This window comes from Lachnospiraceae bacterium oral taxon 500, assembly GCA_002999035.1.
Classification (GTDB): domain Bacteria; phylum Bacillota; class Clostridia; order Lachnospirales; family Vallitaleaceae; genus W11650.
In genome coordinates, this window is the sequence record CP027241.1 from 1993134 (window position 1) to 2019100 (window position 25967).

Annotated in this window: 21 protein-coding genes; all 21 read left to right on the forward strand. The window is 47.4% G+C overall.

Annotation, left to right across the window (positions count from 1 at the left end; all coding sequences use genetic code 11):
* Nucleotides 1–14 precede the first annotated feature (14 nt).
* Entirely contained in the window at nucleotides 15–1964 is a 1950-nt protein-coding gene (locus tag C3V36_09095) for a hypothetical protein (protein ID AVM69383.1), read from the forward strand.
* A 189-nt stretch (nucleotides 1965–2153) separates the two neighbouring features.
* Nucleotides 2154–2747 (forward strand): hypothetical protein, encoded by a 594-nt coding sequence (locus tag C3V36_09100; GenBank protein ID AVM69384.1) that lies wholly within the window; start codon nucleotides 2154–2156, stop codon nucleotides 2745–2747.
* 246 nt (nucleotides 2748–2993) lie between these two features.
* Complete coding sequence (locus C3V36_09105) at nucleotides 2994–4022, forward strand: deoxyguanosinetriphosphate triphosphohydrolase (GenBank protein ID AVM69385.1); 1029 nt, start codon at nucleotides 2994–2996, stop codon at nucleotides 4020–4022.
* A 2-nt stretch (nucleotides 4023–4024) separates the two neighbouring features.
* Complete coding sequence (locus C3V36_09110; GenBank protein ID AVM69386.1) at nucleotides 4025–5785, forward strand: DNA primase; 1761 nt, start codon at nucleotides 4025–4027, stop codon at nucleotides 5783–5785.
* Between the two features lie 86 nt (nucleotides 5786–5871).
* On the forward strand, nucleotides 5872–6960 hold the full coding sequence (locus C3V36_09115) for an RNA polymerase sigma factor RpoD (GenBank protein AVM69387.1): 1089 nt from the start codon (nucleotides 5872–5874) through the stop codon (nucleotides 6958–6960).
* A gap of 32 nt (nucleotides 6961–6992) precedes the next feature.
* Nucleotides 6993–7691 carry a hypothetical protein gene (locus C3V36_09120; GenBank protein ID AVM69388.1) on the forward strand — a complete coding sequence of 233 codons (699 nt, stop codon included), beginning with the start codon at nucleotides 6993–6995 and terminating at the stop codon, nucleotides 7689–7691.
* Between the two features lie 36 nt (nucleotides 7692–7727).
* The gene (locus C3V36_09125; GenBank protein ID AVM70500.1) at nucleotides 7728–9389 is read left to right on the forward strand and encodes a nucleoside kinase; all 1662 of its coding nucleotides are present in this window, start codon (nucleotides 7728–7730) and stop codon (nucleotides 9387–9389) included.
* A gap of 50 nt (nucleotides 9390–9439) precedes the next feature.
* Nucleotides 9440–9805, forward strand: a complete 366-nt coding sequence (locus C3V36_09130) for a hypothetical protein (GenBank protein ID AVM69389.1) — start codon at nucleotides 9440–9442, stop codon at nucleotides 9803–9805.
* Nucleotides 9806–9834: 29 nt separating this feature from the next.
* Nucleotides 9835–10764 (forward strand): DUF368 domain-containing protein, encoded by a 930-nt coding sequence (locus C3V36_09135; GenBank protein AVM69390.1) that lies wholly within the window; start codon nucleotides 9835–9837, stop codon nucleotides 10762–10764.
* Between the two features lie 114 nt (nucleotides 10765–10878).
* Nucleotides 10879–11640 carry an exodeoxyribonuclease III gene (xth, locus tag C3V36_09140; GenBank protein ID AVM69391.1) on the forward strand — a complete coding sequence of 254 codons (762 nt, stop codon included), beginning with the start codon at nucleotides 10879–10881 and terminating at the stop codon, nucleotides 11638–11640.
* A 29-nt stretch (nucleotides 11641–11669) separates the two neighbouring features.
* Nucleotides 11670–12674: a glycosyl transferase family 1 gene (locus C3V36_09145; GenBank protein ID AVM69392.1), complete on the forward strand. Its 1005-nt coding sequence runs from the start codon at nucleotides 11670–11672 to the stop codon at nucleotides 12672–12674.
* A gap of 1 nt (nucleotide 12675) precedes the next feature.
* Nucleotides 12676–13188: a shikimate kinase gene (locus tag C3V36_09150; protein AVM69393.1), complete on the forward strand. Its 513-nt coding sequence runs from the start codon at nucleotides 12676–12678 to the stop codon at nucleotides 13186–13188.
* Between the two features lie 148 nt (nucleotides 13189–13336).
* Nucleotides 13337–15205 (forward strand): asparagine synthase (glutamine-hydrolyzing), encoded by a 1869-nt coding sequence (asnB, locus tag C3V36_09155; protein AVM69394.1) that lies wholly within the window; start codon nucleotides 13337–13339, stop codon nucleotides 15203–15205.
* 270 nt (nucleotides 15206–15475) lie between these two features.
* Nucleotides 15476–17527 carry a hypothetical protein gene (locus C3V36_09160; GenBank protein ID AVM69395.1) on the forward strand — a complete coding sequence of 684 codons (2052 nt, stop codon included), beginning with the start codon at nucleotides 15476–15478 and terminating at the stop codon, nucleotides 17525–17527.
* 194 nt (nucleotides 17528–17721) lie between these two features.
* Nucleotides 17722–17973 carry a type B 50S ribosomal protein L31 gene (gene rpmE2 / locus C3V36_09165; GenBank protein AVM69396.1) on the forward strand — a complete coding sequence of 84 codons (252 nt, stop codon included), beginning with the start codon at nucleotides 17722–17724 and terminating at the stop codon, nucleotides 17971–17973.
* A gap of 292 nt (nucleotides 17974–18265) precedes the next feature.
* Nucleotides 18266–20308, forward strand: coding sequence for a hypothetical protein (locus C3V36_09170; protein ID AVM69397.1), 2043 nt, complete (start codon nucleotides 18266–18268; stop codon nucleotides 20306–20308).
* 40 nt (nucleotides 20309–20348) lie between these two features.
* Entirely contained in the window at nucleotides 20349–20582 is a 234-nt protein-coding gene (locus tag C3V36_09175; protein ID AVM69398.1) for a hypothetical protein, read from the forward strand.
* A complete protein-coding gene (locus tag C3V36_09180; protein ID AVM69399.1) occupies nucleotides 20551–20865 on the forward strand; it encodes a hypothetical protein in 315 nt (104 codons plus the stop codon). Before C3V36_09175 ends, C3V36_09180 begins: the two co-directional genes overlap by 32 nt.
* Nucleotides 20866–21058: 193 nt before the next feature.
* Complete coding sequence (locus tag C3V36_09185) at nucleotides 21059–23872, forward strand: hypothetical protein (protein ID AVM69400.1); 2814 nt, start codon at nucleotides 21059–21061, stop codon at nucleotides 23870–23872.
* Between the two features lie 134 nt (nucleotides 23873–24006).
* On the forward strand, nucleotides 24007–25368 hold the full coding sequence (locus C3V36_09190) for a flagellin protein FlaA (protein ID AVM69401.1): 1362 nt from the start codon (nucleotides 24007–24009) through the stop codon (nucleotides 25366–25368).
* Between the two features lie 44 nt (nucleotides 25369–25412).
* Complete coding sequence (locus C3V36_09195; protein AVM69402.1) at nucleotides 25413–25880, forward strand: hypothetical protein; 468 nt, start codon at nucleotides 25413–25415, stop codon at nucleotides 25878–25880.
* The last annotated feature ends 87 nt before the right edge of the window (nucleotides 25881–25967 follow it).

The following is a 25967-nucleotide window of genomic DNA, read 5'->3' on the forward strand; positions in this document are numbered from 1 at the left end:
AAAGAAGAATAAAAATGAAGCGAAAAAGAATAACAGTAGCCGTGCTGGCACTTTGTATTCTATGGCTGCAAATGCCGGGAGCACTGGCCGCTAACGGGCAGATGACAGTTAAAATCGGCGGGCAGGCCTATACCGCGTTTGCCGCACAGGTTAAATTAAACGGGCAGGAGGTACCGATGGCGGTGCCGCCGTATGTGCTGGACTCCCGGATTGTAGTGCCGGTGCGGTTTTTGGCGGAGCATGTCGGCGCCGATGTAAAATGGGATCAGGCGGCGCAAAGAGTGGTAATTACCACCCTGAAAAAAGAAATTGAGTTGTGGATAGGCCAAAACCGAATGTTGGTCAACGGACAGGAGATTACACTTGATAATGGCTCAATTCCGCGGATTGCCGTTTTTGAAAACGGGGAAATGAGGACAATGGTGCCGCTTCGGGCAATCGGCGAAGCGCTTGGCTTTACCGTGGGTTATGAAGCGGCCAGCCGAACCGGAACGTTGACACCGGCTGAAGTCAGTGATTCTCCGGCCGTACCCGGTCAGCCCTCTTATCCCGGCAGCCCGGCGGGCAACAGCATTGAAAAAGCCGAGGTCATGGTTTATAACGGTAAGGTGGTGCTGCGCCTAAGCGGCATTGGCCAAAAGAAAGTAAAAGTTTCCGCTCTGGAGGAGCCGAATCGGATTATTTTTGATGTTGATGGAGCGGTGTTTACTCCGGGCAAATGGGAGTTTTTACCGATTTCCTATGATAATATCAATAAAATTCGAGTGGCGCAGTTTCAGGGCAATGGCGATGGCAAGGAAGCAATCAGCCGGGTTGTCTTTGAAGTGTCTAAAATCGCCAATTTAAGCGAATTGCAGTATTTCTTTGAGGATAATTCCCTGCAAATTGATATTCGGGCGATCGAGGCAATGGCCGAAGGACGGCGGCAGGAAGATGTGGCCGATAAAACCGCGCCGGATAAAAAAAATAATGAAGGTTCCGTCAATCCTTCCCCAACTGACCCGACCGGGCCGCAGCTGGTGGAAGACTGGCGGGATACGCTGGAAAGACGGATCAGTCAGGCGAAGCTGTTGCCGCTGCCCGGCGGAGCGGAGATATCGGAACAAAATAAATATGTTCATATTTTAATTGATCCGGGGCATGGCGGCCGGGATTCGGGCACGATTTCCGCCGGTCAAAAAATGGAAAAGGATTATGCTCTGGCGGCTTCTTTAAAGCTAAAAGAAGATTTGCAGGCGATGGGCTATGTTGTGTATATGACCAGAGAAACGGATACCTATCCGGATTTGATGACCAGAGCGAATATGGCCAATTCCCTGAAGGTGGATATTTTCATCAGTATGCATGCCAATTCGGCCGATCCGAATCGGGCGGCCAATGGGATTGAGGTCTGGTACAGCGGCGTCGGCAAGGTCGGCGAATATGCCTCCCTGGAGAAGAAATTAGCCGCGAAAGTCAATAAAACTTTAATTAACGCAACTTCGGCGATTGACCGCGGAGTGAAAACCGCCAAACATGTGGTAACAGCCAATTCCAAGATGACGGCGATTTTGGTCGAAGCCGGATTTTTGAGTAATCCGGTGGAGGAAGCGCTGCTCTTTACCGATAACTACCGCAGTGTTATTGCCAGAGCGGTGGCAGTGGGGGTGAATGAGTTTGTTCAGGAATACCGCAGCGCCTTGGCTAACTCTAAGAACAGCATGATTGCGGCCGAGCCGATTGCGCCGGTGATTCCCTCGGGCAGTAAGCGGGTCAGTTACCGGGTGAATGCCGATGCGTTAAATGTCCGGAAAAATCCGGGTTTGGATGCTCCCAGCTTAGGAAAAGTTTATGGCGGCGAAATCCTGACAGTTGAGTATGGTGTCGAGGAAATTAAGAAAGACGGCTACACTTGGCTGTATACGACCGATAATTCCGGTAATATTTCCGGCTGGCTGGCCAAGGAATTTTTAATTGAGCAGTGATTGGAAGGGCAAAAACGAAATTAAAGAAAAAGTGAAATTGGCCGATAAAGAAAGAGTAATCATTTGATTTGGTTTTCTAAAGCCGCCGGGAGGCGGAAGAAGGCCGCACCGGAGAAAGGGATTGATCCGGCAGCGGAATGAAGCAAAGAAAGCTGAATCCAAACCAATAGCACAAGGAGGAATGCTATCATGGTAAATCAGGTAATGCAGGCAGGTTATGAGTACGCTAAGGAAATACTGCCCAAGAACGAAACGGTAAAAAAGGAAGAAGTAAAGGAAGAAACTCAGGAAAAACCGGCAGCGACGCTGGAGGTGTCGGAGCAGGAAGCGGCGAAAAAAGCCGGCTATGTTAAGCCGGACCTAGTTAAGATTCGGCAGATGCAGGCGGAAAGTCAGCAGAAGATGCTGCAAAAAATGCTGGGTACAGCCAAGGATACCTTTATCAAGCAGGCCGGCGGCTTAAAAAATATTTTAGGCCGGGCATTGGCTGGGGAAAAGGTGGAAGGTTTTGACTTTGACTTTACGGCGGCTGATATTGAGCAGGCGAAGAAAGATGTAGCAGACGGCGGTTATTGGAGTGCAGAAAGCACATCGGACCGGTTGGTTGAATTTGCCAAAGCGATTTCCGGCGGCGATGTCAAGCAAAAAGATGCCTTGGTAGCGTCGATCAAGGAAGGTTTTAAACAGGCCGAGGAACTGTGGGGCGGAAAGCTGCCGCAGATCAGCCAGGATACCTATCGCCTGACCATGGAAAAACTGGATAACTGGGCCAAAGGCGAATAGTAATTCTTTTTTGGTTAAAATCATAGTTCCGGTTCAAACGCCATTTGCAATTCGCGAAATGCAAAACAGCTGTAAACAAATCATGACAGTCCTATAAGCTCCTTTTACCGATATTTTGGAAAAGGAGCTTATTATTTCAATTTTTTAAAAGGATTCCGCTCAGATAGGTCGAATAATAAAAGGCGATACCGGGAAAATCAAAGACCACGAAAAGGCGGCGCGGCAGCGGCGCAAGGGAGGTTTTGGATGAATTTAAGAGAGCGGCAATATGAACGGGAAAAATTATTGTTAAGTCCGTATGCCTGTTTCAGCGAAAATGCGCAGAACAGTCGGGAGTGGTTGGAGGCGCCCTGCGATATGCGGACGGATTTTCAAAGAGACCGGGACAGGATTCTGCATTCTAAGTCCTTTCGCCGGTTAAAGCATAAGACGCAGGTCTTTATTGCGCCGGAGGGCGACCATTACCGGACGCGGCTGACGCATACCTTAGAGGTGGCGCAGATTGCCCGGACGATTGCCCGGTCGCTGTCACTGAACGAGGATCTAACTGAAGCGATTGCACTGGGGCATGATTTGGGGCATACCCCCTTTGGCCATGCTGGTGAGCGGGCGCTAGCTGATGCCTGCCGGGAAATCCTTCCGGAAGATCCGATTTCTTTTGAGCACAATGAGCAAAGCCTGCGGATTGTGGAATGTCTGGAAAATAATTATCAGGGTTTAAATCTGACCAAAGAGGTCAGGGACGGGATTTTAAATCATCCCAGCCGCTGTCAGCCCTCTACGCTCGAAGGTAAGGCTGTCCGGCTGGCAGATAAGATTGCCTATATCAATCATGATATTGACGATGCACTGCGGGGCAAGGTGCTGCAGGAGGAAGATTTGCCGGAGCATTTGACGCGGGTTCTGGGCAGAAACATCAAGGAGCGTTTAGATACCTTGATTCATGATGTGGTGTGGAACTCTCTGGATAAGCCGGATGTCTATATGTCACCGGAAATTGACAAGGCGATGATGGAACTGCGCCAGTATATGTTTCAGCATGTTTATACCGGCTCGCGGGCTAAAGATGAGGATTTTAAAGCTCAGCGCATGCTGAAAGCGTTGTTTGAACATTTTATTCGCCACCCGGAGGAGCTGCCGGAGGAATATGTCCGGCAGATAAGTAAATATCCTTCGCCCAAGCGAGTGGTGCTGGATTATATTTCCGGCATGACGGATCAATATGCGATTCGCAGGTTTGAGGAAATCTTTGTTCCCGGCGTCTGGAAGGAATAGCTATGTATTACAAGGAAGACCTGATTGAAGAGATCAGACAGCAAAACGACATCGTGGAAGTGGTCGGGCAATATGTGCATTTGGAAAAAAAGGGCGGTTCGTATTTTGGGCTATGCCCTTTTCATAATGAAAAAACTCCGTCCTTTTCCGTCAGCCCCGACAAGCAGATGTACTACTGTTTCGGCTGCGGCAACGGCGGTAATGTTTTTACCTTTATCATGGAGTATGAAAACTTCAATTTTCAGGAGGCGATTGCCTATTTGGCGGATCGGGCCAAGATTCGCCTGCCGGAAGCGGAACTGAGTGAAGCGGAACGGAAAAAGCAGGAATACAGGAAAAGCCTGTATGACGCTAATTACCAGGCGGCGCGGTACTATTATTATTGTTTAACGCATGAAGCCTACGGCCGGGTGGCTAGACAGTATTTAGAGCAGAGAAATATTTCCGCGGAAACGGCTAAAAAGTTTGCGCTGGGCTATGCTACGGTCTACCGGGACGATTTGTTCCGCTTTTTAACCGGCAAGGGTTTTTCCCCGCAGCAGTTAGTGGATGCGGGCCTGGCCATGCCGGATAAGCAGAAAAAAGACAGATATTATGACCGTTTTTTTAACCGGCTGATGTTTCCCATCTGGGACAGCCAAAACCGGGTGATTGCTTTCGGCGGTCGGGTTTTTGGCGACGCTTTGCCCAAGTATTTAAACTCGCCGGAAACGGAGATTTTTGACAAATCGAAAAACCTATATGGTTTGAACCTGGCCAAATCCAGCCGCCAGCCGTATTTTTTGCTGGCTGAGGGCTATATGGATGTAATCAGTTTGCAGGAAGCGGGGTTTGACAATACGGTGGCCTCTTTAGGCACGGCTTTTACCAAAAATCATGCCCATACGATTAAGCGCTATGTGCAAAAGGTGTATTTGAGTTATGACTCGGACGGAGCCGGTGTTCAGGCAGCGCTGCGGGCGATTCCAATCCTGAAATCCGAAGGGATTGAAGCCCGGGTGATTCGCCTGCAAACAGCCAAGGATCCGGATGAATTGATTCAAAAGCAGGGGAAAGCTGCTTTTGAACAGGCGATTGAACAGGCGCTGCCCAGTTTTATGTTTGAGATTGAGCAGGAAGCGAAAAAATATGACTTGGCTGATCCGGCCGATCAAGTCCGTTTTTCCGAGGAAGTTGTCCGCCGGCTTTTGACACTGGATTCCAAATTGGAGATTAACAGCTACCGGGATGCGATTATTCGCCGGTATGCCTTGAATGCCGAAGGAATAAATGATTTTCTGGCAAAAAAAGGAAAAGAGCAGGGGATAGCGAAATTTAATAATAGCGAAAATTACAAAAAAGAAAGGCAGAGAGCCTTTGGCGGAGCGGAAGAAGAACTGATCAGCGTGATTGTATCGCATCGCCGGGTCTTTGCAGCGGTGCAGCCGTATATCAAAGCCGAGCATTTTCAAAATGAGTTTTATCGGAAGCTGTTTGAATTGACGGCGGCGGTCTATGAAGAGGGAGGGACACCGGATCCGGTGGTTATGATGCATCATTTTCCGGAGGTCGGTGACCAGAAAAAGATTGCGTCGCTCTTCAGCCGCAGACTGGAGCCGGATAATCAGGCGCAGCTGGAGCAGCTGATTACCGATGCGGTGCGGACGATGCGGGAGTTTGCCTTGAAAGAAAAGCAGAAACAGGAAAAGGATCCAAACGAGCTGCTGAAGATGATTGAGGAAAAGAAAAAATTATTGCAGTTTAAAATAGAGTTGGGCGATTAGATAATGAGGGCGGTCGGCAATGCGGTTTAAAACGGCAGGGCAGAAAGCGGGGATGGTTTTATCATGTCAGCAGAAAGGAAAGAAAAATGGGCGATATTGAAAATCCAAAATTAACGGAATATTTAGAAAAACTGGTCAATGAAGCAAAACGGAAGAAGAATGTGCTGGAATACCGTCAAATTGAGGATTCTTTGAAAGATATCGAACTGGACTCGGAAGATATCGAGCATATGTATGACTATCTCGATAAAATGGGAATTGACGTTCTGGGCATGGCCGTTGACGAGGAAGAGGAAGAAGATGACGACGAAGAAATCGAGTTGGATCTGACTCTGCCCGACGGTATCAATATTGACGATCCGGTCAGGATGTATTTAAAAGAAATCGGAAAAGTGCCGCTGCTGTCGGCGGATGAGGAAGTAGAACTGGCTCAAAAAATGGGCGAGGGCGATGTTAAGGCCAGACAGCAGCTGACGGAAGCCAATTTGCGTTTGGTGGTCAGCATTGCCAAGCGCTATGTCGGCCGGGGAATGCTGTTCTTGGACTTGATTCAGGAAGGCAATCTGGGCCTGATGAAAGCGGTGGAAAAGTTTGATTATACCAAGGGCTATAAGTTCAGTACCTATGCTACCTGGTGGATTCGGCAGGCGATTACCAGAGCCATTGCCGATCAGGCCAGAACGATTCGGATTCCGGTGCATATGGTCGAAACAATCAATAAGCTGATTCGGGTATCGCGTCAGCTCTTGCAGGAACTGGGCCGCGACCCGCTGCCGGAGGAAATTGCCGAGGAACTGGATATGCCGGTTGATAAGGTGAGAGAGATTTTAAAGATTTCGCAGGAACCGGTTTCTTTGGAAACGCCGATCGGCGAAGAAGAGGACAGCCATTTGGGCGACTTTATTCAGGATGACAATGTGCCGGTACCGGCTGATGCGGCGGCTTTTACCCTGCTGAAAGAGCAGCTGGTTGATGTCCTTAAAACCTTAACTGACCGGGAGCAGAAGGTGCTCAATCTCCGTTTTGGCCTGACGGACGGCCGGGCCAGAACGCTGGAAGAAGTGGGCAAGGAGTTTAATGTTACCAGAGAGCGGATTCGTCAGATTGAGGCCAAGGCGCTGCGCAAGCTCCGTCACCCCAGCCGCAGCCGGAAATTGAAAGATTATTTGGAATAGGCTTACAGGTCAGGTAAGCGGGTAGTTAAGTTATGAAATTAACAAGAAGATTGCAGCTGATTGCCGATTTGGTCAGACATCCGGGCGGTATATTAGCTGATGTCGGAACAGATCACGGCTTGATTCCGATTTATTTGGCGAAGCGCTTTCCCGAACGGGAGATTTATGGACTGGATGTACGGGAACGTCCGCTTTTGCGGGCGGCGGCTAATGCCGCCAGTTACGGCGTGCCGGGACAAATTCATTTTTTGCAGTCGGATGGTTTGGCCGCCTGCCGGGGCAGGAAGCTGACCACGCTGATTATTACCGGCATGGGCGGCATCATTATGGACGCGATTCTGCAAAATGGAGCAGACTGTCTGACTGAAAAGACAGAATTGATTTTATCGCCTCATGCCGACCGGCATTTGGTGCGGCGCTGTCTGCACCGGCTGGGCTACCGGATTCGGCAGGAGCATTATCTGAAAGAAGCCGGCAAGTATTATGCGGTGATTTATGCCGACTGGGGGCAGGATGAACCGTACAGCGAGAGCGAATACTATTTCGGAAAAGCCGAAAAGACAAAAGATAAGGAAATGTTGCGGGAATTAAGGCAGTTGGAATTGCAGGAATTGAAATTGATTTGGCAAAGCCTAAAGGACGCGCCGCCGGAAAACTCGGCAGCCGGGCAAAAAAAAGCCGATACCGAAAGGCAGATCAAAGGTTTGGAGGCTTTGCTGCGGGAAGAATAGTTGCCGACCCCAAAGGAGAAAGAAGTGATTCATTTGATGCAAACCGAAAAAAAACAGGAAAAAAATCTTTGTTTAAAAGATCTGGCAGAAAAAGAACAAAAGAGTTTTGCCGGCCGGATTGTATTAGCGGAAGTCAATGGCAGCCTGAAGGAATTGACCAGAAAAGTGAAAGCAAATGATCAAGTCCGCTGGCTGGATGCGACAACACCGGACGGGTATCGGACGGTGCAGAGAGGGCTGTCTTTTTTGCTGGTGTGGGCAGTACAGCAGGTACTGGAAAAGCAGGGCAAACAAGGTTATGAAACGGAGATTGAGTTTTCCATTAATCAGGGCTTTTATTGTGAAATCAGGGCGCTGAAAGATGGCACCTGTCTGCCGGCGGATGCCGCTTTTTTGCAGCAGGTGTCAGAGCAAATGAAAAAGTGCATCAAAGAAGATATGCCGCTGCGCAAGCATCAGTTAAAAACCAAGGAAGTGGCCGGGCTTTTTCACAAACAGGGCATGCCGGACAAAGCCAAGCTGATGAAATACCGTCGGGCATCGGAAACCAATGTTTATGAGCTTGAAGGCTATTTGGATTATTTTTACGGCTATATGGTGCCGAGTGCCGGATATTTGCCGGATTTTTCGCTGCATCCCTATGAAAACGGCTTTATTTTGCAGATGCCGGAGCGGCAGACGCCGGATAAGGCGGCTGTTTTTGCACCGGACCGGAAACTGTTTGAAGTCTTAAAAACAACGATGGACTGGGGACGTCTGATTCGGGTGGAAAACGCGGCGGAACTAAACGGCATGATTGAAAACGGCCGAATGAAAGATTTGATTTTGGTGACGGAAGCGCTGATGGAGAAAACGATTTCCGAGATCGGCGCCCAGATTGCCGCTAATATTGATAAGAAAAAGTTTGTCTTTATTGCCGGTCCCTCGTCTTCCGGCAAAACAACCTTTGCTCACCGGCTGGCGATTCAGCTATTGGCGAACGGAATTCGGGCTAAGATTATTTCGGTCGATGACTATTTTGTTGACCGGGAAAAAACACCGCGGGATGAAAACGGCAATTATGATTTTGAAACGATTGAAGCAATTGACGTGGCCGGCTTTAACCGGGATATGGCTGACCTTTTGGCCGGTAAGCCCGTGCGTTTGCCGAGGTTTGACTTTGTGGCCGGAGTCAGGGAGTACGCCGATACTCCGACCGAGCTGCTGGAGCATGAGATTTTGGTGGTTGAGGGGATTCATTGCTTAAACGATGCCCTGACCTACTCTTTGCCGGCGGAAAATAAATATAAAATTTATATCAGTGCGTTGACTCAGCTGAACTTGGATGAGCACAACCGGATTCCGACCACTGACGGCCGCTGTATTCGCCGGATGGTGCGGGATTTTCAGTATCGCGGGGCATCGGCTGAAAAAACTTTAATGATGTGGAACTCGGTGCGCCGGGGCGAGGAGAAATATATTTTCCCCTATCAGGAATCGGCGGACTTTATGTTTAATTCGGCGCATATTTATGAACTGGCGATTTTAAAACAATATGCCGATCCGCTGCTGTTTCATATTCCGGAAACTTCTCCGGTTTATAATGAGGCTCGGCGGCTGTTAAAGTTTTTGGACTATTTTCTGGGCTACGGCAGTGAAAATGTGCCTGGTAATTCAATCCTGCGCGAATTTATCGGCGGCAGTGTATTTCGCAGTTAAACGCCCGGCTTCTTAGCAGTGCTGAGCATAATAAGGTAAAATGAGGAATTATGGATAAGAAGAAAATAAAAAGACTAAGTAATGGCATTTTTGCAGTGGCCATTGGTTTTGCTGCTGTCACGCTGGCGATTGTGGCGAAAGATTATCTGCCGGCAATCAGCCAGGGCGCTTGCCCGTTTAACCGGCATTGGACTCTGGTTTATACAGCCGTGGCGCTTTTGCTGGTGTCGGTGGTGATGACATCAATATTAGACGCTAAAGTTAAGAAACTGGCGCAAGCCGATGAAACAATGGCGGCAGAGAAAAGCGCAGAACCGGCGGAAAAACCGGCAGCAGAGGAAAATGCAGAGCCGGCGGAGAGACCGGCAGCAGAGGAAAGTGAAATAACCGCTGAAACACCGGCGGCAGAAAAATAGAGTTATCAGGAAAGCAAACGGAGGAAGAAGTGAAACCGGAGGAACAGACTTTACAGACAGACAGGAAAAATTATGGCCTGACAGCGCTGATTTTAATGCTGAAAGGTTTTTTTATGGGGGTGGCGGACGTGATTCCCGGAGTGTCCGGCGGTACGATTGCCTTGATTGTCGGGATTTATGAGGAATTGATTGACACCATCAGCGGTTATGACGGGCAGATGCTGGGACTGTTATTCGCCGGCAAATGGCAGGCGCTGATTAAACGAATGAACCTGCGCTTTTTGCTGCCCTTGGTATTGGGCATTGGGGCGGCAATTTTCAGCCTGGCCAGCGTAATGACTTATTTACTGACCTATCATGAAGCACTGACTTTTGCCGTGTTTTTCGGTTTGATTTTAGGCTCGGTTGTTTTGATGAGCAAGGATTTGAAGCGGACAGCCGTCAGTTTTGGCTTTTTGGCGGCAGGGGCGGTTCTCCTTTTTTGGCTGGTCGGTTTGTTGCCGATGGAAACGCCGGCAACGCTGGCAGCTTTCTTTTTCAGCGGAGTGGTAGCGATTTGCGCCATGATTTTGCCGGGCATATCGGGTTCTTTTATCCTGCTGCTGCTGGGCAAATATAAACAGATTATGGCAGTGGTCAAATCGCCTTTTGCCGATAATCATATTTTTATTATCTTGGTTTTTGCCGCCGGCGCGGTCATCGGCATTATCGGTTTTTCTAAGCTGTTAAAATGGGCGTTAAAGCACTATCATGATGCTTTGTTTGCTTTTTTAATTGGTATGATGCTCGGTTCGCTTCGCAAGCTCTGGCCTTTTAGCGGTATCACTAACCCGTTTTCAGCGGCGGCGCTGGCTCGGGTCGGACTGGCTTTTGCGGGACTGGCAGTTATTTTGGTTATTCATCGAATAGAAGCTTGTCGGGCGGGGAAAAGCTGTCCGCTGAAAAAAAAGCAGAACTGAGAATGGAAGCGGAGTCAAGTCCGGTTATCAGGAGCAATTAGGGAAGCCGGCTTTTCAGAGTGTTGCGCAGCTTAAACAGAAATCAAAAAGTTTTTATCAAGAAGCGGAGAAAGTATGAAACAATTTATTTCATGGAATGTCAATGGAATCCGGGCTGCTGTCGGCAAGGGTTTTTATGAATATTTTCAAAATCAGCAGGCAGATTTTTTTTGTTTGCAGGAAACAAAAATTCAGCCGGAGCAAGTAACGCTTGATTTGCCGGGCTATCATCAATATTTTAATTATGCCAAGACCAAGAAGGGCTATTCGGGCACAGCCATTTTCAGTAAAGAAGAGCCGCTGGCCGTGACTTATGATATCGGCGTGCCGGAGCATGATCAGGAGGGGCGGGTGATTACGCTGGAAATGCCGGAGTTCTTTCTGGTGACGGTCTACACGCCTAATTCCAAGCGGGAACTGGAGCGTTTGCCCGACCGCATGAACTTTGAGGATGCGTTTCGCCAATATCTTGTCAGCTTAAATCAAAAGAAGCCGGTTATTGTTTGCGGTGACTTAAATGTGGCGCATCAGGAGATTGATTTGGCCAATCCCAAGTCGAACCGCCGCAATGCCGGATTTACCGATGAGGAAAGGGAAAAGATGACCGCTCTTTTGGCGGCCGGATTTACGGATTCTTTTCGCTATTTGTATCCGAATAAAACCGAGGCGTATTCGTGGTGGTCTTATTTCGGTAAGGCCAGAGAGCGGAATATCGGCTGGAGAATCGACTATTTTCTGGTGTCGAATGATTTTAAGGACAGAATCGCGGATGCGGAGATTCATGCCGATGTGATGGGGAGCGACCATTGTCCGGTGGTATTATATCTCTCTGAGTAATCAAGTTGACAACATGGGAGGTAATAAAAATGAGAGTACAAATCTATATGGGAGGATTTCGTTATATTCGTAAAAGCGGAATCGGGAGAGCGATTTTGCATCAAACCAGAAGTTTGGAAGCGGCAGGAATCGAAACGACCAATTCATGGTGGAAACCCGCGGATATAATTCATATTAATACCATCTTTCCGGATTCTGTGATTGCCAGCCGTATTGCCAAGATGCAGGGAAAGTCGGTCGTTTATTATGCTCATTCTACGGAAGAAGATTTTCGCAATTCCTTTAAGGGTTCAAATTGGCTGGCTCCGTTTTTTAAGCGCTGGATACAGTTTTGTTATAATTTGGGGGATATTATTATTACTCCCACTGAGTATTCCAAGAGTTTACTCCGAAAATACGGAATTGATAAACAAATTTATCCGATTTCCAATGGAATTGATATTTATTTTTTCTTGCCGAATGATAAGAAAAAGCAAAGTTTTCGTCAAAAGTATGGCATTGCCGAGGGGACACCGGTGATTATATCGGCTGGTCATTTTATTGCCAGAAAAGGAATTATCGAATTTGCCGATTTGGCAAGGCAAATGCCAAATGCCGAGTTTATGTGGTTTGGCAATACCAATTTGTCCATTGTTCCGCAAGCAGTTCGGGATGTAGTGGAAAATCCGCCGAAAAACTTGCATTTTCCGGGATTTGTTACACCGAATGAATTGCGGGATGCCTATTGTGGTGCGGATGTATTTGCGTTTATGACCCATGAAGAAACCGAGGGCATTGTGGTACTGGAAGCATTGGCGTGCGGGATATCGGTGGTTGTTCGGGATATTCCGGTGTATGACCATTGGCTGGAAGCGGATGTTCATGTCTGCAAAGCAAAGACGACAGAAGAATTTAAAGAAAAGATTGAATCTATTTTGCGTGGAGAAAAGCTGCAATTAAGAGAAAACGGATTGAAAATAGCAAGGCAAAGAAGTATGAAAGAAATTGGCTTAAAGCTCAAAGCCATTTATGAAAAAGAAGGATTTGTGAAATAATATGAAGCAAAACAATGTGATTCTGATTGGTATGTCGGGTTCGGGCAAATCAACACTGGGAGTAATTTTAGCCAAGCGCATCGGCTATGACTTTGTGGATACGGATTTGCTGATTCAACAGAAATATCATAAGTTATTGCAGGAAATTATTGATACCGAGGGCAATGCCGAGTTTGCCCGCAAGGAAGAAGCCGTCCTCAGGGAGGTTGATTTTAAGCGGACCGTCATTTCTACCGGCGGCAGTGCGGTTTATTATGAAAAAGCAATGGAAAACCTGAAACGGCAGGGCATAGTCGTATATTTGGCAGTTCCTTATCAGGAAATCCTGCGCCGGATTATTTCGCCGGGCAAGCGGGGAATTCTGATTCCGGAAGGCCTGACCCTGGAAGATGTTTGCCGGGAAAGAGAGCCGCTGTACCGTAAGTACGCCGATATTATTTTGCCGGTCACGCGGGAGAGAACAGAAAAAACGGTTCAAAGGCTGCAGCAGGCAGTCAAGGAATTTGTATTATAGTTCAGGTAGAGATGGTTCAATTTTGTTTCTGCGCGAGTGGGGAGCATTTTCAGCCGGAAAGGCGATCTCCCGGCGTGCAAGAGCGGCTGCTTGTGCACCGCTGGGGAAAGATGAATGAAAAAGCGGAGAGCGGAATGGAAGGAAAGATATGTGCGGATTTGTAGGTTTTATTGATGAAATTGAAAGAAAAGAGCAGATTATAAAGGATATGGCCGATAAGATTATTCATCGCGGCCCGGACGAGGATGGTTACTATGTAGGGGAACATGCTGCACTTGGCTTTCGCCGGCTCAGTATTGTGGATTTGGAGTTATCGCATCAGCCGATGTACAGCGCCGACCGCAAAAAAGTAATGGTCTTTAATGGCGAAATCTATAATTATCGGGAGCTGAAAGCGGAACTGACGGCGCAGGGCAAAACCTTTCAGACCAACGGCGATACCGAGGTTTTGCTGACGGCCTATGAAACTTACGGTCAGGATGTGCTGAATAAATTAAGAGGGATGTTTGCCTTTGCTGTTTATGATATTGAAAAGAAACAGCTGTTTGCAGCCAGAGACTTTTTTGGCATCAAACCGTTTTATTATGCGCCGAACATGGGCGGCAGCTTTTTATTCGGTTCGGAAATTAAGGCTTTTTTGCCGCATCCGAACTTTGTCAAAGAGCTGGATGAGGCGGTGCTGGAAAATTATTTGTCGTTTCAGTATTCGGTCACTGAGGACTGCTTTTTTAAAGGCGTCAAAAAACTGCCGCCGGCACATTATTTGATTTATGATGAAACCGGCTGCCGGACTTACCGCTATTGGGAGCCGAAGTTTGCCGCCAGGGAAATGCCCCTGGAGGAGGCGGTTGATGCGATTGACCGGCAGATGATGGAGTCGGTCGAGGCGCATAAAATCGCCGATGTTGAAGTTGGCTGCTTTTTGTCCTCAGGCGTCGATTCCAGCTATGTCGCCTCGGTCTTTTCCGGCAACCGCAAGACTTTTACGGTTGGGTTTGATTATGATAAATATAATGAAACCGAATATGCCAAAAGCTTATCGCAAAAAATAGGGGTCGAGTGTTATGACAAGATCATTGACACCAGGGAATATTGGGAAGTCCTGCCCCGGCTTCAGTATTATTTGGATGAACCGCTGGCCGACCCGGCGGCAATTGCGCTGTATTTTGTATCCAATATTGCTAGAGAGCATGTCAAGGTAGTGATGTCGGGCGAGGGGGCTGATGAGATTTTCGGCGGTTACCGGATTTATCACGAGCCGCTCAGTTTGGCTAAATATGAAAAACTGCCTTTGTTCCTGCGAAAGGGTGCGGCAGCGGTGGCCGGGGTTTTGCCGAATATTAAGGGCAAGAGCTTTTTGCGTCGGGGGGCTTTGACGGTCGAGGAGCGATTTATCGGCAACGCCAATATTTTTTCGGTCAGGGAGCGGCAGAAGCTGTTGAAACGTTCCGGTCTGGCCAAGACGCCGCAGGAGATTACAAGACCCTTTTACGATAAAGTTAAGGATCAGCCGGATATTACCAAAATGCAGTATTTGGATCTGCATCTGTGGATGGTCGGTGATATTTTGCTGAAAGCCGATAAAATGAGTATGGCTAATTCGCTTGAACTCCGGGTACCGTTTTTGGATAAGGAAGTGATGGCCTTAGCCGGCGAGTTGCCGGTGGATTACCGGGTCAATCAAAAAAACACCAAATACGCCATGCGGCTGGCTGCTAAAAGGCATTTGCCGGAGGAAGTAGCGAAACGGCGCAAACTCGGTTTTCCGGTGCCGATTCGGGTCTGGCTGCGGCAGGATAAGTTTTATTATATGGTCAGGAACGCTTTTTTGTCGGAAACGGCCGAGCGCTATTTTCATACCGATCAGCTGCTGCGCCTGTTAGAGCGGCACCGGGCGGATGAGGAGGATAACAGCCGCAAGATTTGGACGGTATATATGTTCCTGCTCTGGTATGAAAAATATTTTACGGAAATTCATGGGCTGGAGTCAGCGATTAAAGAAGCATTTGAGAGGTAGGCGGAATGCTGCCTCCGAATCGGCTCTCCGGTCAGATCAAAACTGCCGGATGCTTGGCCTGAACTTAAAAAAAGCATTTGCGGCCTGCCCGAAAATATGCTATACTGAAATTGTTATTTATGGGAGAGCGGAAGGCCTATGAAAGCTGAAAAGAAAAGAGGTGAAAAAGGAATTTATCCGCTGATGTCAGCCTTTTGCCGGTAAGCCGGTATCCAATTTTCATGCTGTGGTACTTTTATTATCAAATGAGAAATTGTTAAAGGAGAAATTGTGAAAAAAACTCATCAGTCCAATGGAAATGTATCAAAGTTAAAAAGCGTTCGGGTAAAATTACTTTTATCGACAATAGGAGTTATGTTTTTTCTGATTGCGGCACTGATTGGCTATTCTTCATTTAGTATAATGAGAAATATTGAGCAGGAAACCAAGGATAAGCTCCGAACCACGGCCGACAGCTTAGCGGATGTTGTATATGAAAAGATTAACAGCGAATTAAAATATTTATCTGGACTAGGCAGGAGAGATGCTTTTAATGTAGCCAAAAGCAGCAAAACAGAAGTTAGTATGCAGCTGAAACGGGAAGTCGAAAAAACAGATTATATAGATTTTGATACCTTTGATCAAAAGGGGCTTGCGCTTTCTGATGGCCGAGATGTTAATGCTAGAGAATATTTTCAGCAGGGAATGCAGGGCAAAGCAACAATTTCTGATTTGATTATTAATGTGAAAGACGGCAGCAAGATTTTTGTTGTTTCGGCTCCGATTATGGATGGTGATAAACCGGCTGGTGTCATTTCTGGTGTCCGGGCGGCCTCTTTTGTATCGGATTTTGCTAAGGAATTTAAGTACGGTCAAAGCGGCTATGCCTATATTTTAAACGATAAGGGACAGATCTTAGGCCATCCTAATCAAAACCTGGTTGATCAAAACAAGACGATCCATGAATTGGCGGCGGCTGACAGTTCCTACAGTTCTTTTATTAATGTGTTTCAAAATGATATGCAGTCTCTGCGCACCGGCGGCGTGCAGGACGGTGTGACCGAATATGACTGGCATGGTAAAAAAATAATGGCCTTTTGCCGGATCAAAGGCACCAACTGGGCAGTGTTGGTTCAGGTTGAGAGACAGGAAATCATGGGGCCGATTTGGAGTATGGTGCTTTCTTTGATTTTAATCGGTCTGGTCTTTTTGATTTTGGGCGGCGCCGCCATGTATCTGGTGTCCAATTCGGTGACGGTGCCGATTGGCAATATCAGCCAGTTGATCGGACGGATAGCGGATTTTAATCTGATTTTGGAAGAAAACCGTCCGACTAAAAAATATTTGACCCGGCCGGATGAAATCGGCGCGATGACCAGAGCAATGTCGCAAATGATTGGCAATCTGCAGGAGGTGATTACATCGATCAGCAGCAATGCCGAGCATTTGTCGTCTTCCTCACAGGAGTTGACGGCGGTGGCCAATCAGACCGCCAGCTCGGCCGATGATATTGCCAAGACGGTGGAAGAAATCGCCAACGGCGCGTCGATGCAGGCGGAGGATACGCAAAGAGGAGCCGAGGCGATGGAAACCTTAAGCTCGGTTTTGCAGACCAATTTGAAGCTGCTGCAGGACTTGAATGAGAGTACCGAGAAGGTAAATCAGCTCAAGAACAGCGGTTTGGAAACGATTAAGATATTGAATAAGACTACCGCTCAAAATAAAGAAGCGGCCGGACAGGTCTATGAGGTGATTGAAAGAACCAACGAATCAACCAAGAAGATTGAAGCGGCTTCGGATATGATTAGCTCGATTGCCGATCAGACCAATCTGTTGGCCTTAAATGCGGCCATTGAAGCGGCTCGGGCCGGAGAGGCCGGTAAGGGCTTTTCGGTGGTAGCTGACGAAATCCGAAAATTAGCCGAGGATTCAACCCGCTTTACCAAGGAGATTAAAGAGATTATTGCTGATTTGGCGAAAAAGGCTGAATTTGCGGTTGGAGCGATGAACGGGGTTGGTAAGATTGTAGCAGAACAGGAGCGGAGCGTAGACGACACCAATCGGCAGTTTGAAGGTATCGCCGAGGCAATTGAAAGCATCAAGGCGATTATTGTTCAGATTAACGAGATGCAGAAAAACATTGAAAACAAGAAAGAAACGGTTATGGATATGTTGGAAAATCTGTCGTCTATTTCTGAAGAAAACGCGGCCAGCACCGAGGAAACGGCAGCTTCGATTGAGCAACAGACCACTCTGATCAGCGAGGTATCCAATGCCAGTGCCCAATTGGCAGGAATTGCCGAAGATTTAACTAATTTAACACATCGTTTTCAGTTAGATTAAGCGAATCGGAACACGGAATCACCATGAATGCAAGATTTTCGATTGTATCAATATAGATATTTAACCATAGATATTTGCTTGCTTGAACTAGAAAAAAGTATTTGCAAATTGTTTTAAAATGTGATATACTTGCTTGGTTCTTTGTGGGAGACTCCAACTCTCATAAAAATTGAAAAGGAAAGAGGTGAAAAAAAGTGAAAAAGGGAATTCATCCGGATTATCATCCAGTTGTATTTATGGATTCTACCTCCGGTTTTAAGTTTTTAAGTGCGTCGACCAGAACTTCAAGCGAAAAGGTGGAATGGGAAGATGGGAACAGCTACCCGCTGATTCGCATGGAAGTGACGTCCGACTCGCATCCGTTCTATACCGGTCAGCAGAAGGCAACCGCTGCCAGAGGCCGTATCGAACAATTTAATCGTAAGTACGGAATCAAAGCCGAATAATTTCAAGTCTCTGGAATTAGAAGTATGGCCGCTAAAAAGATTACTATTTAGCGGCTTTTATTTGTTAATCAAAAATTATCAAGATTGTTAGCTTATGTTGCCTATATGAAAGTTCACTTTCAATATAGGCAAATACAGCTAATCATCAATCAGAAGATTATCAATCAAAAAATCAACAATTAAAAATTATCAATCTAAAAACTTACGGTTTGGGTAAGTATAAGCAACGGCTTGCCTGAACCACGATACACATTGAAATTTTATACTAGAACCATAACATAAGGAGAAACACGTGAGCAGAATTCAACGACAAAATGAGAAGTTGCAGGGTTTAAAGAGCGTTCGGCTGAAAATGATTCTTTTGACGGGGGGAATCATGGTTTTACTGACAGCGGCGCTGGTGGGCTACGGATCTTTGAAAGTAGCAGGAAATATTGAAGAAGAAACAAAGGATAAGTTGCTGACCACAGCCAATAGCTTATCGGATACGATTTATGAAAAGATAAACGGTGAACTTAAATATTTATCCAGTCTTGGCCGGAGAGAGTCAGTTAATATAGAAAAAACAAGTAAAGATGAGATTATGGCGGCTTTAGCCATAGAAGCGAAAAATACGGATTATTTAGAGTTCGATACTTTTAATAAAAACGGGATTGCTCTTTCCGACGGGCGGGACGTTACTGCCCGGGCATATTTCCAGCAGGGAATGAAGGGACAGGCAACCATTTCCGATTTGATCATTAATATGAAAGACGGCAACAAGATTTTTGTTGTTTCCGCTCCGATTATGAACGGAAATACCCCGGTCGGTGTAATTTCCGGTGTTCGGCAGGCGAGCTTTGTATCTGATTTTGCCAAAAACTTTACTTATGGAAAAACCGGATATGCCTATATTTTGAATGATAAGGGTCAAATTTTGGGGCATGCCGATCAAAATATAGTTAACCAAAATAAAACGTTAAAGGAACTGGCAGAGAGCGACAGCAACTTTGCGCCGATGCTTAAAGTGTTTGAGCAGGGGATGCAGTCTTTGCGCGGGCCGGAGTCCGGCGTTGTGAAATATCAGTGGAAAGGCGAGAAAATAGCGGCGTATTCCCGGATTGAGGGTACAACTTGGGCGGTAGTGGTTCAAGTTGGAGAGGCCGAAATTTTGGGACCGACTCGTTCGGTGATGTTGTCTCTGGTTCTGATCAGTGTTTTATTTTTGGTTTTAGGTTTGACAGCCGTTTATTTTGCAGTAGGTACACTGACAGTTCCGATTACCAATATCAGCCGTTTAGTAGAAAAGTTTGCTGCGTTTGACTTGACTTTGGAAGAAGACCGGCCGACTAAAAAATATGTGTATCGGGCAGATGAGATCGGGATTATATCCAGAGCCATGGCGAAAATGAATAGCAATATGAAGGAGTTGATTGCGGCCATCAGCAGCAATGCCGAAAGTTTGTCGTCTTCGTCGCAGGAATTAACGGCAGCGGCCAGCCAGACAGCCAATTCAGCCGAGGATGTTGCCAGAACGATTGAAGAAATTGCTAACGGCGTTTCCCTCCAGGCCGATGATATGCAAAAGGGCGGAGAAGCTATGAAAGAATTAAGCGCGGCTTTGCAGGTTAATTTGCAGCTCCTGCGCGATTTGAATGACAGCACCGAGCAGGTAAATCAACTGAAAGACAGCGGTCTGGAAACAATTAAGGTATTAAACAAGACCACCAGCCAAAGCAAAGAAGCGTCCGATAAGATTTATGAGGTGATTCAAAATACCAATGAATCAACCAAGAAGATTGAAGCGGCGTCAGATATGATTAGCTCAATTGCCGATCAAACCAATTTATTGGCCTTAAATGCTGCGATTGAGGCGGCCCGGGCTGGGGAAGCCGGCAAGGGCTTTTCGGTGGTAGCCGATGAAATTCGAAAGCTGGCGGAGGATTCGACTCATTTTACCAAAGAAATTAAGGAAATTATTTCTGAATTGTCGAGAAAGGCTGCGTTTGCGGTTGAGGCAATGAATGGAGCCGGAAAAATCGTAACTGAGCAGGAGCGGAGTGTAGACGAGACCAACCGTCAGTTTGAAGGAATCGCGCAGGCGATTGAAAATATTAAGGAAGTTATTCTGCAGATTAATGAGATGCAGAATAATATTGAGGAGAAGAAAGAAAGCGTCATCGAAAAACTGGAAAACTTAGCTTCTGTTTCGGATGAAAATGCAGCCGGCACAGAGGAAGCGGCGGCTACGATGGAGGAACAGGCGGGGATGATTGGCGAAGTATCCAATGCCAGTGCACAGCTGGCTGCGATTGCCGATGATTTAACCGGTTTAACGAATCGTTTTCGGATTTAAGCAACCATAAAACAGCAGATTCCATAAAGGAGGGAAGACTATGGATTTAATGGAATTGATGAAGGAACGGTTTTCGGCGCGTGCTTTTGAGGATAAGCCGGTCAGCCAGGAAATGCAGGAGCAGATATTGGCAGCGGGCTTGGCGGCTCCGACTGCCCGTAACAGCCAGCCTTTTCGGTTTTATGTGGCGGGAGCGGACTGTTCGGAAGAGCTTATGAAGCAATGCACCCGGGCCAACTTTCATGCCCCCCCTCAATATTCTGATTACGGTTAAACCAGAAGAAGCTTGGGTCAGAGTAATTGACGGCTGGAATGCGGCGGAGGTTGACAGCGCGATTGCCGGTACGCAAATGATGTACATGGCGGAAAGCCTTGGTCTGGGGACCTGCTGGATTTGTGCTTTTTCGCCGGAGGATGCCAGAAAAGCCTTTGGCATCGGCGAAGGAGAAAGACCGGTATCTATTCTCTCCATCGGTTATAAATCTTCGGACTGCAAACCCGGACCGATGCATGCAACCAGAAGGGCGGCAGAAGAACTGGTTACGTACTGTAAATAACTCAACAATAAATAAAGCTGCTTTGGGCCGAGTGTCCGAAGCGGCTTTTTTAATAGGCTGACAGAAGCAGCAAAAAAGTTTTACTAAAGATTTTACCGGAATTAACCGATTTAATAGTAAGAAGGATTCTGATTGCAAACGCAGGGAGAGCGGATTTAGGCGGTAAATTTGGTGCTGACAAAAGGAAATGAATATGGTAAAAAAAATTGATAATGTGATGCAGAGCATTGCCAGTGAGGCCTATCAAAAGACATCCCGCCGCACTCCGGCCTGGTCGGTGGCGGGTGAGGAGGAAACCGGTTCTTTTAAACGGGAATATTTGCAGGCGCTGGTCAGGGATTATTTTTATTCGGGGCATCAAAGCGAAGCCCCTAAAGAAAAAATGGTGCATTTGCAGAAGCTGAAAGCCAGTATTGACAGTCTCCGGCTCCCGGATAATTTGAAGCTGGCTGCCTCAAGTGAGGAGATTTCACTGGGCAGCTTTGTTCGTTTGCTGGAAGAAGAAATGGCCGGTTTTGAAGAGAACAAGGAAGAAAAAATTAAAGAAGAAGAGAAAAAGCTGAAAGAATTGACGCCGGAGGAAATAGAAAATGTCGCCGCCAGAGGGAAGGATAATTTGACTTTGGGTGACGTGGAGAAATACCGGCACGGTCACATCAAAACCGAGCGCAAAGAACTGCCGTCGGAAATGGCTGCGCAAATTAAAAAACATTTTGAAAATCAAGGCATCACGCCGACACCGGAGCATGAAGCGATTGCCGGGAATCTCCTGGAGAAGGGAGTAGAATTGTCGGAAACCGTCTGTGCCAATATTGATGTGCTGATTCAGGCCAAAAATAAGGAATTGAGTCAGGAACGGGTTGAAGAATTGGCCAGACAGTACGCGGCGGTGCAAAAGATTGGTTTGGCGGAATGGAATCGCGACTTTCCGCTGACATCCGGCCGGGTCAAGGAGATTGTTGAGGAACTGGCCAATCTGGAGGATGGTTATCAGCAAAAGATCGGTACCAGTTTTCACACGATTGAGGAAGCGCTGGACAACTATCGCCAGAATAAAGCGAATGCGGTTAAGCAGCCGGTCAGTGAACTGAGCCGAAGCCAAATCAGCTTTCAGTATATTCGTTATAAAATGACAATGGAAAAGGCAATCACCTTAAACAGCCGGGGAATTCCAATTGATAAAGCGGAATTGATTACGATTGAAAAAGAGCTCCTGCGCTTAGAACTGACAACGGAAAATCTGGAGCAGGCAGCCAGCGGCAGCGGCAAGACGGAAGACGTCGTGCTGACGGAAATGCTGGATGTTGAGCATGCCATGATGAATATCATGGGGAGCGACTACGGCAGCATCACCCAGATGATGACAGTTTTTTCACTGAGGCAGGTCAGCGGTCTGACAGCGGCCAATCAGGCGGCAGCGGCCATTCATCGCTATGACGCTTTGGGGACACAGGTACGGCCTTCCTTGGGCGATAGTATGAACAAAGCCTTTTACCGGCTGAACTCGCTCCTGTTGGCTAATGGGATTGAAGTAACCGAAGACAATTTGCGGGCGGCCGAAATCTTGGGCCGAGGACAGGCGGAAATCAATGACCGGTCGATTGACCGGATTAAAGAAATTGACCAAAAGTTACAGCTGGTGCTGCGCGGTTTAACGCCGGAAACAGTGCTGGAATATTTAACAGCCGGTCAGGACTTATTAGAAGCAAGTTTGGATGATTTGGCGGCGCTGGCGGATCAAAGAGAAAGCAAGGATTTGCGAAAATTAAGTGACCGGGTGGCGCGGAAGATTAATCAGTTGGAAAAGGCAGGCAAGCTGGCAGCCGAAGACAGACAGCAGTTGATTTTGTTTTACCGGTTGCTGCATACTATTGAAAAATCAGAAGGCGGCGCGGCGGCGTTTTTGCTTAAGGACGGCCGGACGGTTAATTTGGAAAACCTGTATGATGCAGCCAAATATTTGCGGGACCGGACTTCGATTGACGAGAAAGTTACGGCCGAAACAGGGATGTTGGAAAGCAATGATTTTATTGATTTAAAAGAGCAGATTAAAAAAGGCTTTTTGGAGCGGAAAAGAGAAATCAGGGAAACTCTCAGGGCAGCGGAAGAAAGCCTGTTGGGCGATGCAGCCGAAGAATCGGCTAAGGACAGGCTGGAACTGCTGAAGAGCTATTCTCTGCGCGAGCTGGAAGCACTGTTTAATGCCTTTAAACAGCCGAGTATGCGGGATGTGGAAATGTATAAGGAATTTCAGAAGATGCCGTTTTTATGGTCGGATTCCCTGCGCAGACTGGAAAAAACAACGGAAAACAATGAAAAAGCCAGGCAGAAGCTGGACGCCCTGAAAAAGGTTTTAACAGCCGGTCAGCCGGCAGCCGAGCAAGATGAGGAAATCCGGCAGATTTTAAAGGACTTGGAAACGGATTTGATTGCGGGCAGCACTGCCGAGGAAAAGGAAATGTTTTCTTCGCTCATAGAGGCTAAAAAGCAATGGGAATACGGGAGACGTTTGCAGGATAAACATGAATTTATTCAGATTCCGCTTTGGGTTGGCGGCAATCTTCGTCAGGTTAATTTGTATTATCCCAAGGATAAGCAGGCCGAAGCGCGGGAACGCGGCGAACTGAGAACTTTGCTTTCCTTTGAAACGGCTGGGACGGGCAAGGTATCCGGCTTTCTGCAAATATCACCGGAACGGGGCGAACTGCTTTTGCAGGCGGATTCGGCGGCGACGGAAAATGCGTTTAAGGCCAAAAAGGATGAGCTGTGTCAAGTTTTTCGGGAAGCCGCGATTCCACTGACTTCTTTGGCGATTGGCAGTTTTACCGAATTGACGCCGTTTCATGAAACCGGCAAAGAAGCCAGACCGGTCAAGCAGACAGAGCTGCTGACGGCGGGCGAAGAAGCGGCGGTCGGAGAAGTTACGGTAGAGGTACTGGAAGAAAAGCTGCCGCAGCTGGCCAAAGCGCTGGCGGGTTTGCTTTATCAACTGGAAACGGCGGCATAGATGGCACGGAAAAGGAAAGTTACGGCCTGAACTGAGTCTAAAGTTACAGCTTAAAATAGCCGATAAATAAAAAAGGAATGGAAAAGGAATTAAAAAATGCAGGGAAGCGGAACCATAAAGAGAGGAGATCATAAATGAAGATCAATCACAATATGCCGGCGCTCAGAGCGCTGCGACAGTTAGGCAAATCGGAAACACTGCTGTCCGATTCCTTATATAAACTGAGTTCGGGCAATCGTATCAACCGCTCGGCTGATGATGCGGCGGGGCTGGCGATTGCACATAAGCTGAAAATTCAGCTTAATGGCTTGTCGCAGTCAAGTAATAACGCCTGGGACGGAATATCGCTGATTCAGACAGCGGAGGGAGCGTTGAATGAGGTTCACGCCATGCTGCAAAGAATGAATGAGTTGTCGGTTCAGGCAGCGAACGGCTCGAATCTGGCGGAAGACCGGATGAATATTCAAAGAGAGTTAAATCAATTAAAGCAAGAAGTCGACCGGCTGGCGAACTCAATGGATTTTAACGGTGTTAAAATCTTAAACGGCGAGCTGGATTTGATGGGGCAGATTTCGGATAAGACCAAGGCACAGCTGGAAGCGATTCATGAATCTGTCAATCCCGGAAAATACGGTTTTACCGTGACGCGGAAGGCAACCAAAGCGCAAGTTACCGGCAGTGCAATGACCGGTACGATGGCAGCCGATGGAACGATTCAAATCAATGGCGAAAGTTTTTCCTATAAACAAGGCGAGAGTAAAACGGAGGTATACGGCCGGCTGCAGCAATTTGCCAATGATTTGGGAATTACGGCCGGACTGAATGCCGGTAATTTGTTTTTGGAAAGACAGGAGTACGGTTCTAAGCCGATTACGCTGGAAGGCACGCCGGCGGCGCTGGCTGAGTTTGGTCTGACAGCCGGCACAGTAACCGGACAAGACGCCGATGCGGCACCGACCGGGACTGATTTTCCGGCGGGAACGATTGTCAAGGCTTCCGGACAAGAACTGACATTCCAAGGTCCGGACGGTTTCAGCATCAAGGTTAAGATTAAGGACGCCGCGAATGCCGGCGATACGATTGGCATGGAATTGCTGAAAGAAGGGCCGGCGGTTTTGCAGATCGGTGCGAATTACGGGCATACCATGCAGGTCAGAATCCCCAATATTTCATCGGCGGCAATCGGCATCACCGATGTTGATGTCCGCAGCCAAAAAGAAGCGCAGGACAGTATTGGCTTGGTTAAAGATGCAATCACCCTTGTTTCATCCATTCGCTCTAAGATGGGAGCCTATCAGAATCGGCTGGAGTATACGATTACGAATATTGATACCTCCAGTTTAAATATGACAGAGGCTCATTCGCGGATTATGCACATTGATATGAGTGTGGAAATGACGGAATATACCAAGCAAAATGTAATTCAGCAGGCGGCGACCGCTTTGCTGGCACAGGCCAACCAGAAGCCGCAGGAAATGTTGCAGCTGCTGCGTTAAGGATTAGCATTTAAAACTTTTCAGATAAGCCGGGAGAATAAGAAATGGATGAAGTATTAAAAAAAGAGTTTCAAAACCGGATTGTCAGTGCCGGGCGCAAGGAATTGCTGCTGATTCATCTGGAAATGATTTTGGCCGAAGTGAAACTGGCCGAACAGGAAATGACGGAGAATGAGGAACGTTTTCGCCGGAGCATTGGCCTGACCATGGAAATGGTCAAAAAGCTGGCGGAGAGTTTGGATTTTAGTTATGAGATCAGCCATGTGCTGCTGCGGGCATATCAGCAGGTCAATGCTGATTTGATTGAAGCCAGGTGCAAAAAAGATTCGGCTGCGCTGACCCGGGCCAGGCAAATGATGGAACAGCTTCGGGAAGCTTTTGCCGGTTTGGAATTGCCGGCCGATACTTCGGTGGTGCAAAACGGGGAAACAATTTATGCCGGGCTGACCTATGGCCGGAATAATCAGCTTAAAGAAAGCGTGGATTACCAGAAAAGGGGCTTTCAGGCTTAGTTTTTAATGGCAGGATGTGCCTAAAAAATCAGACTTTTTTAGGGCTGTTGCACGATGGGATTGACATCAGGATATTGTATTGATACG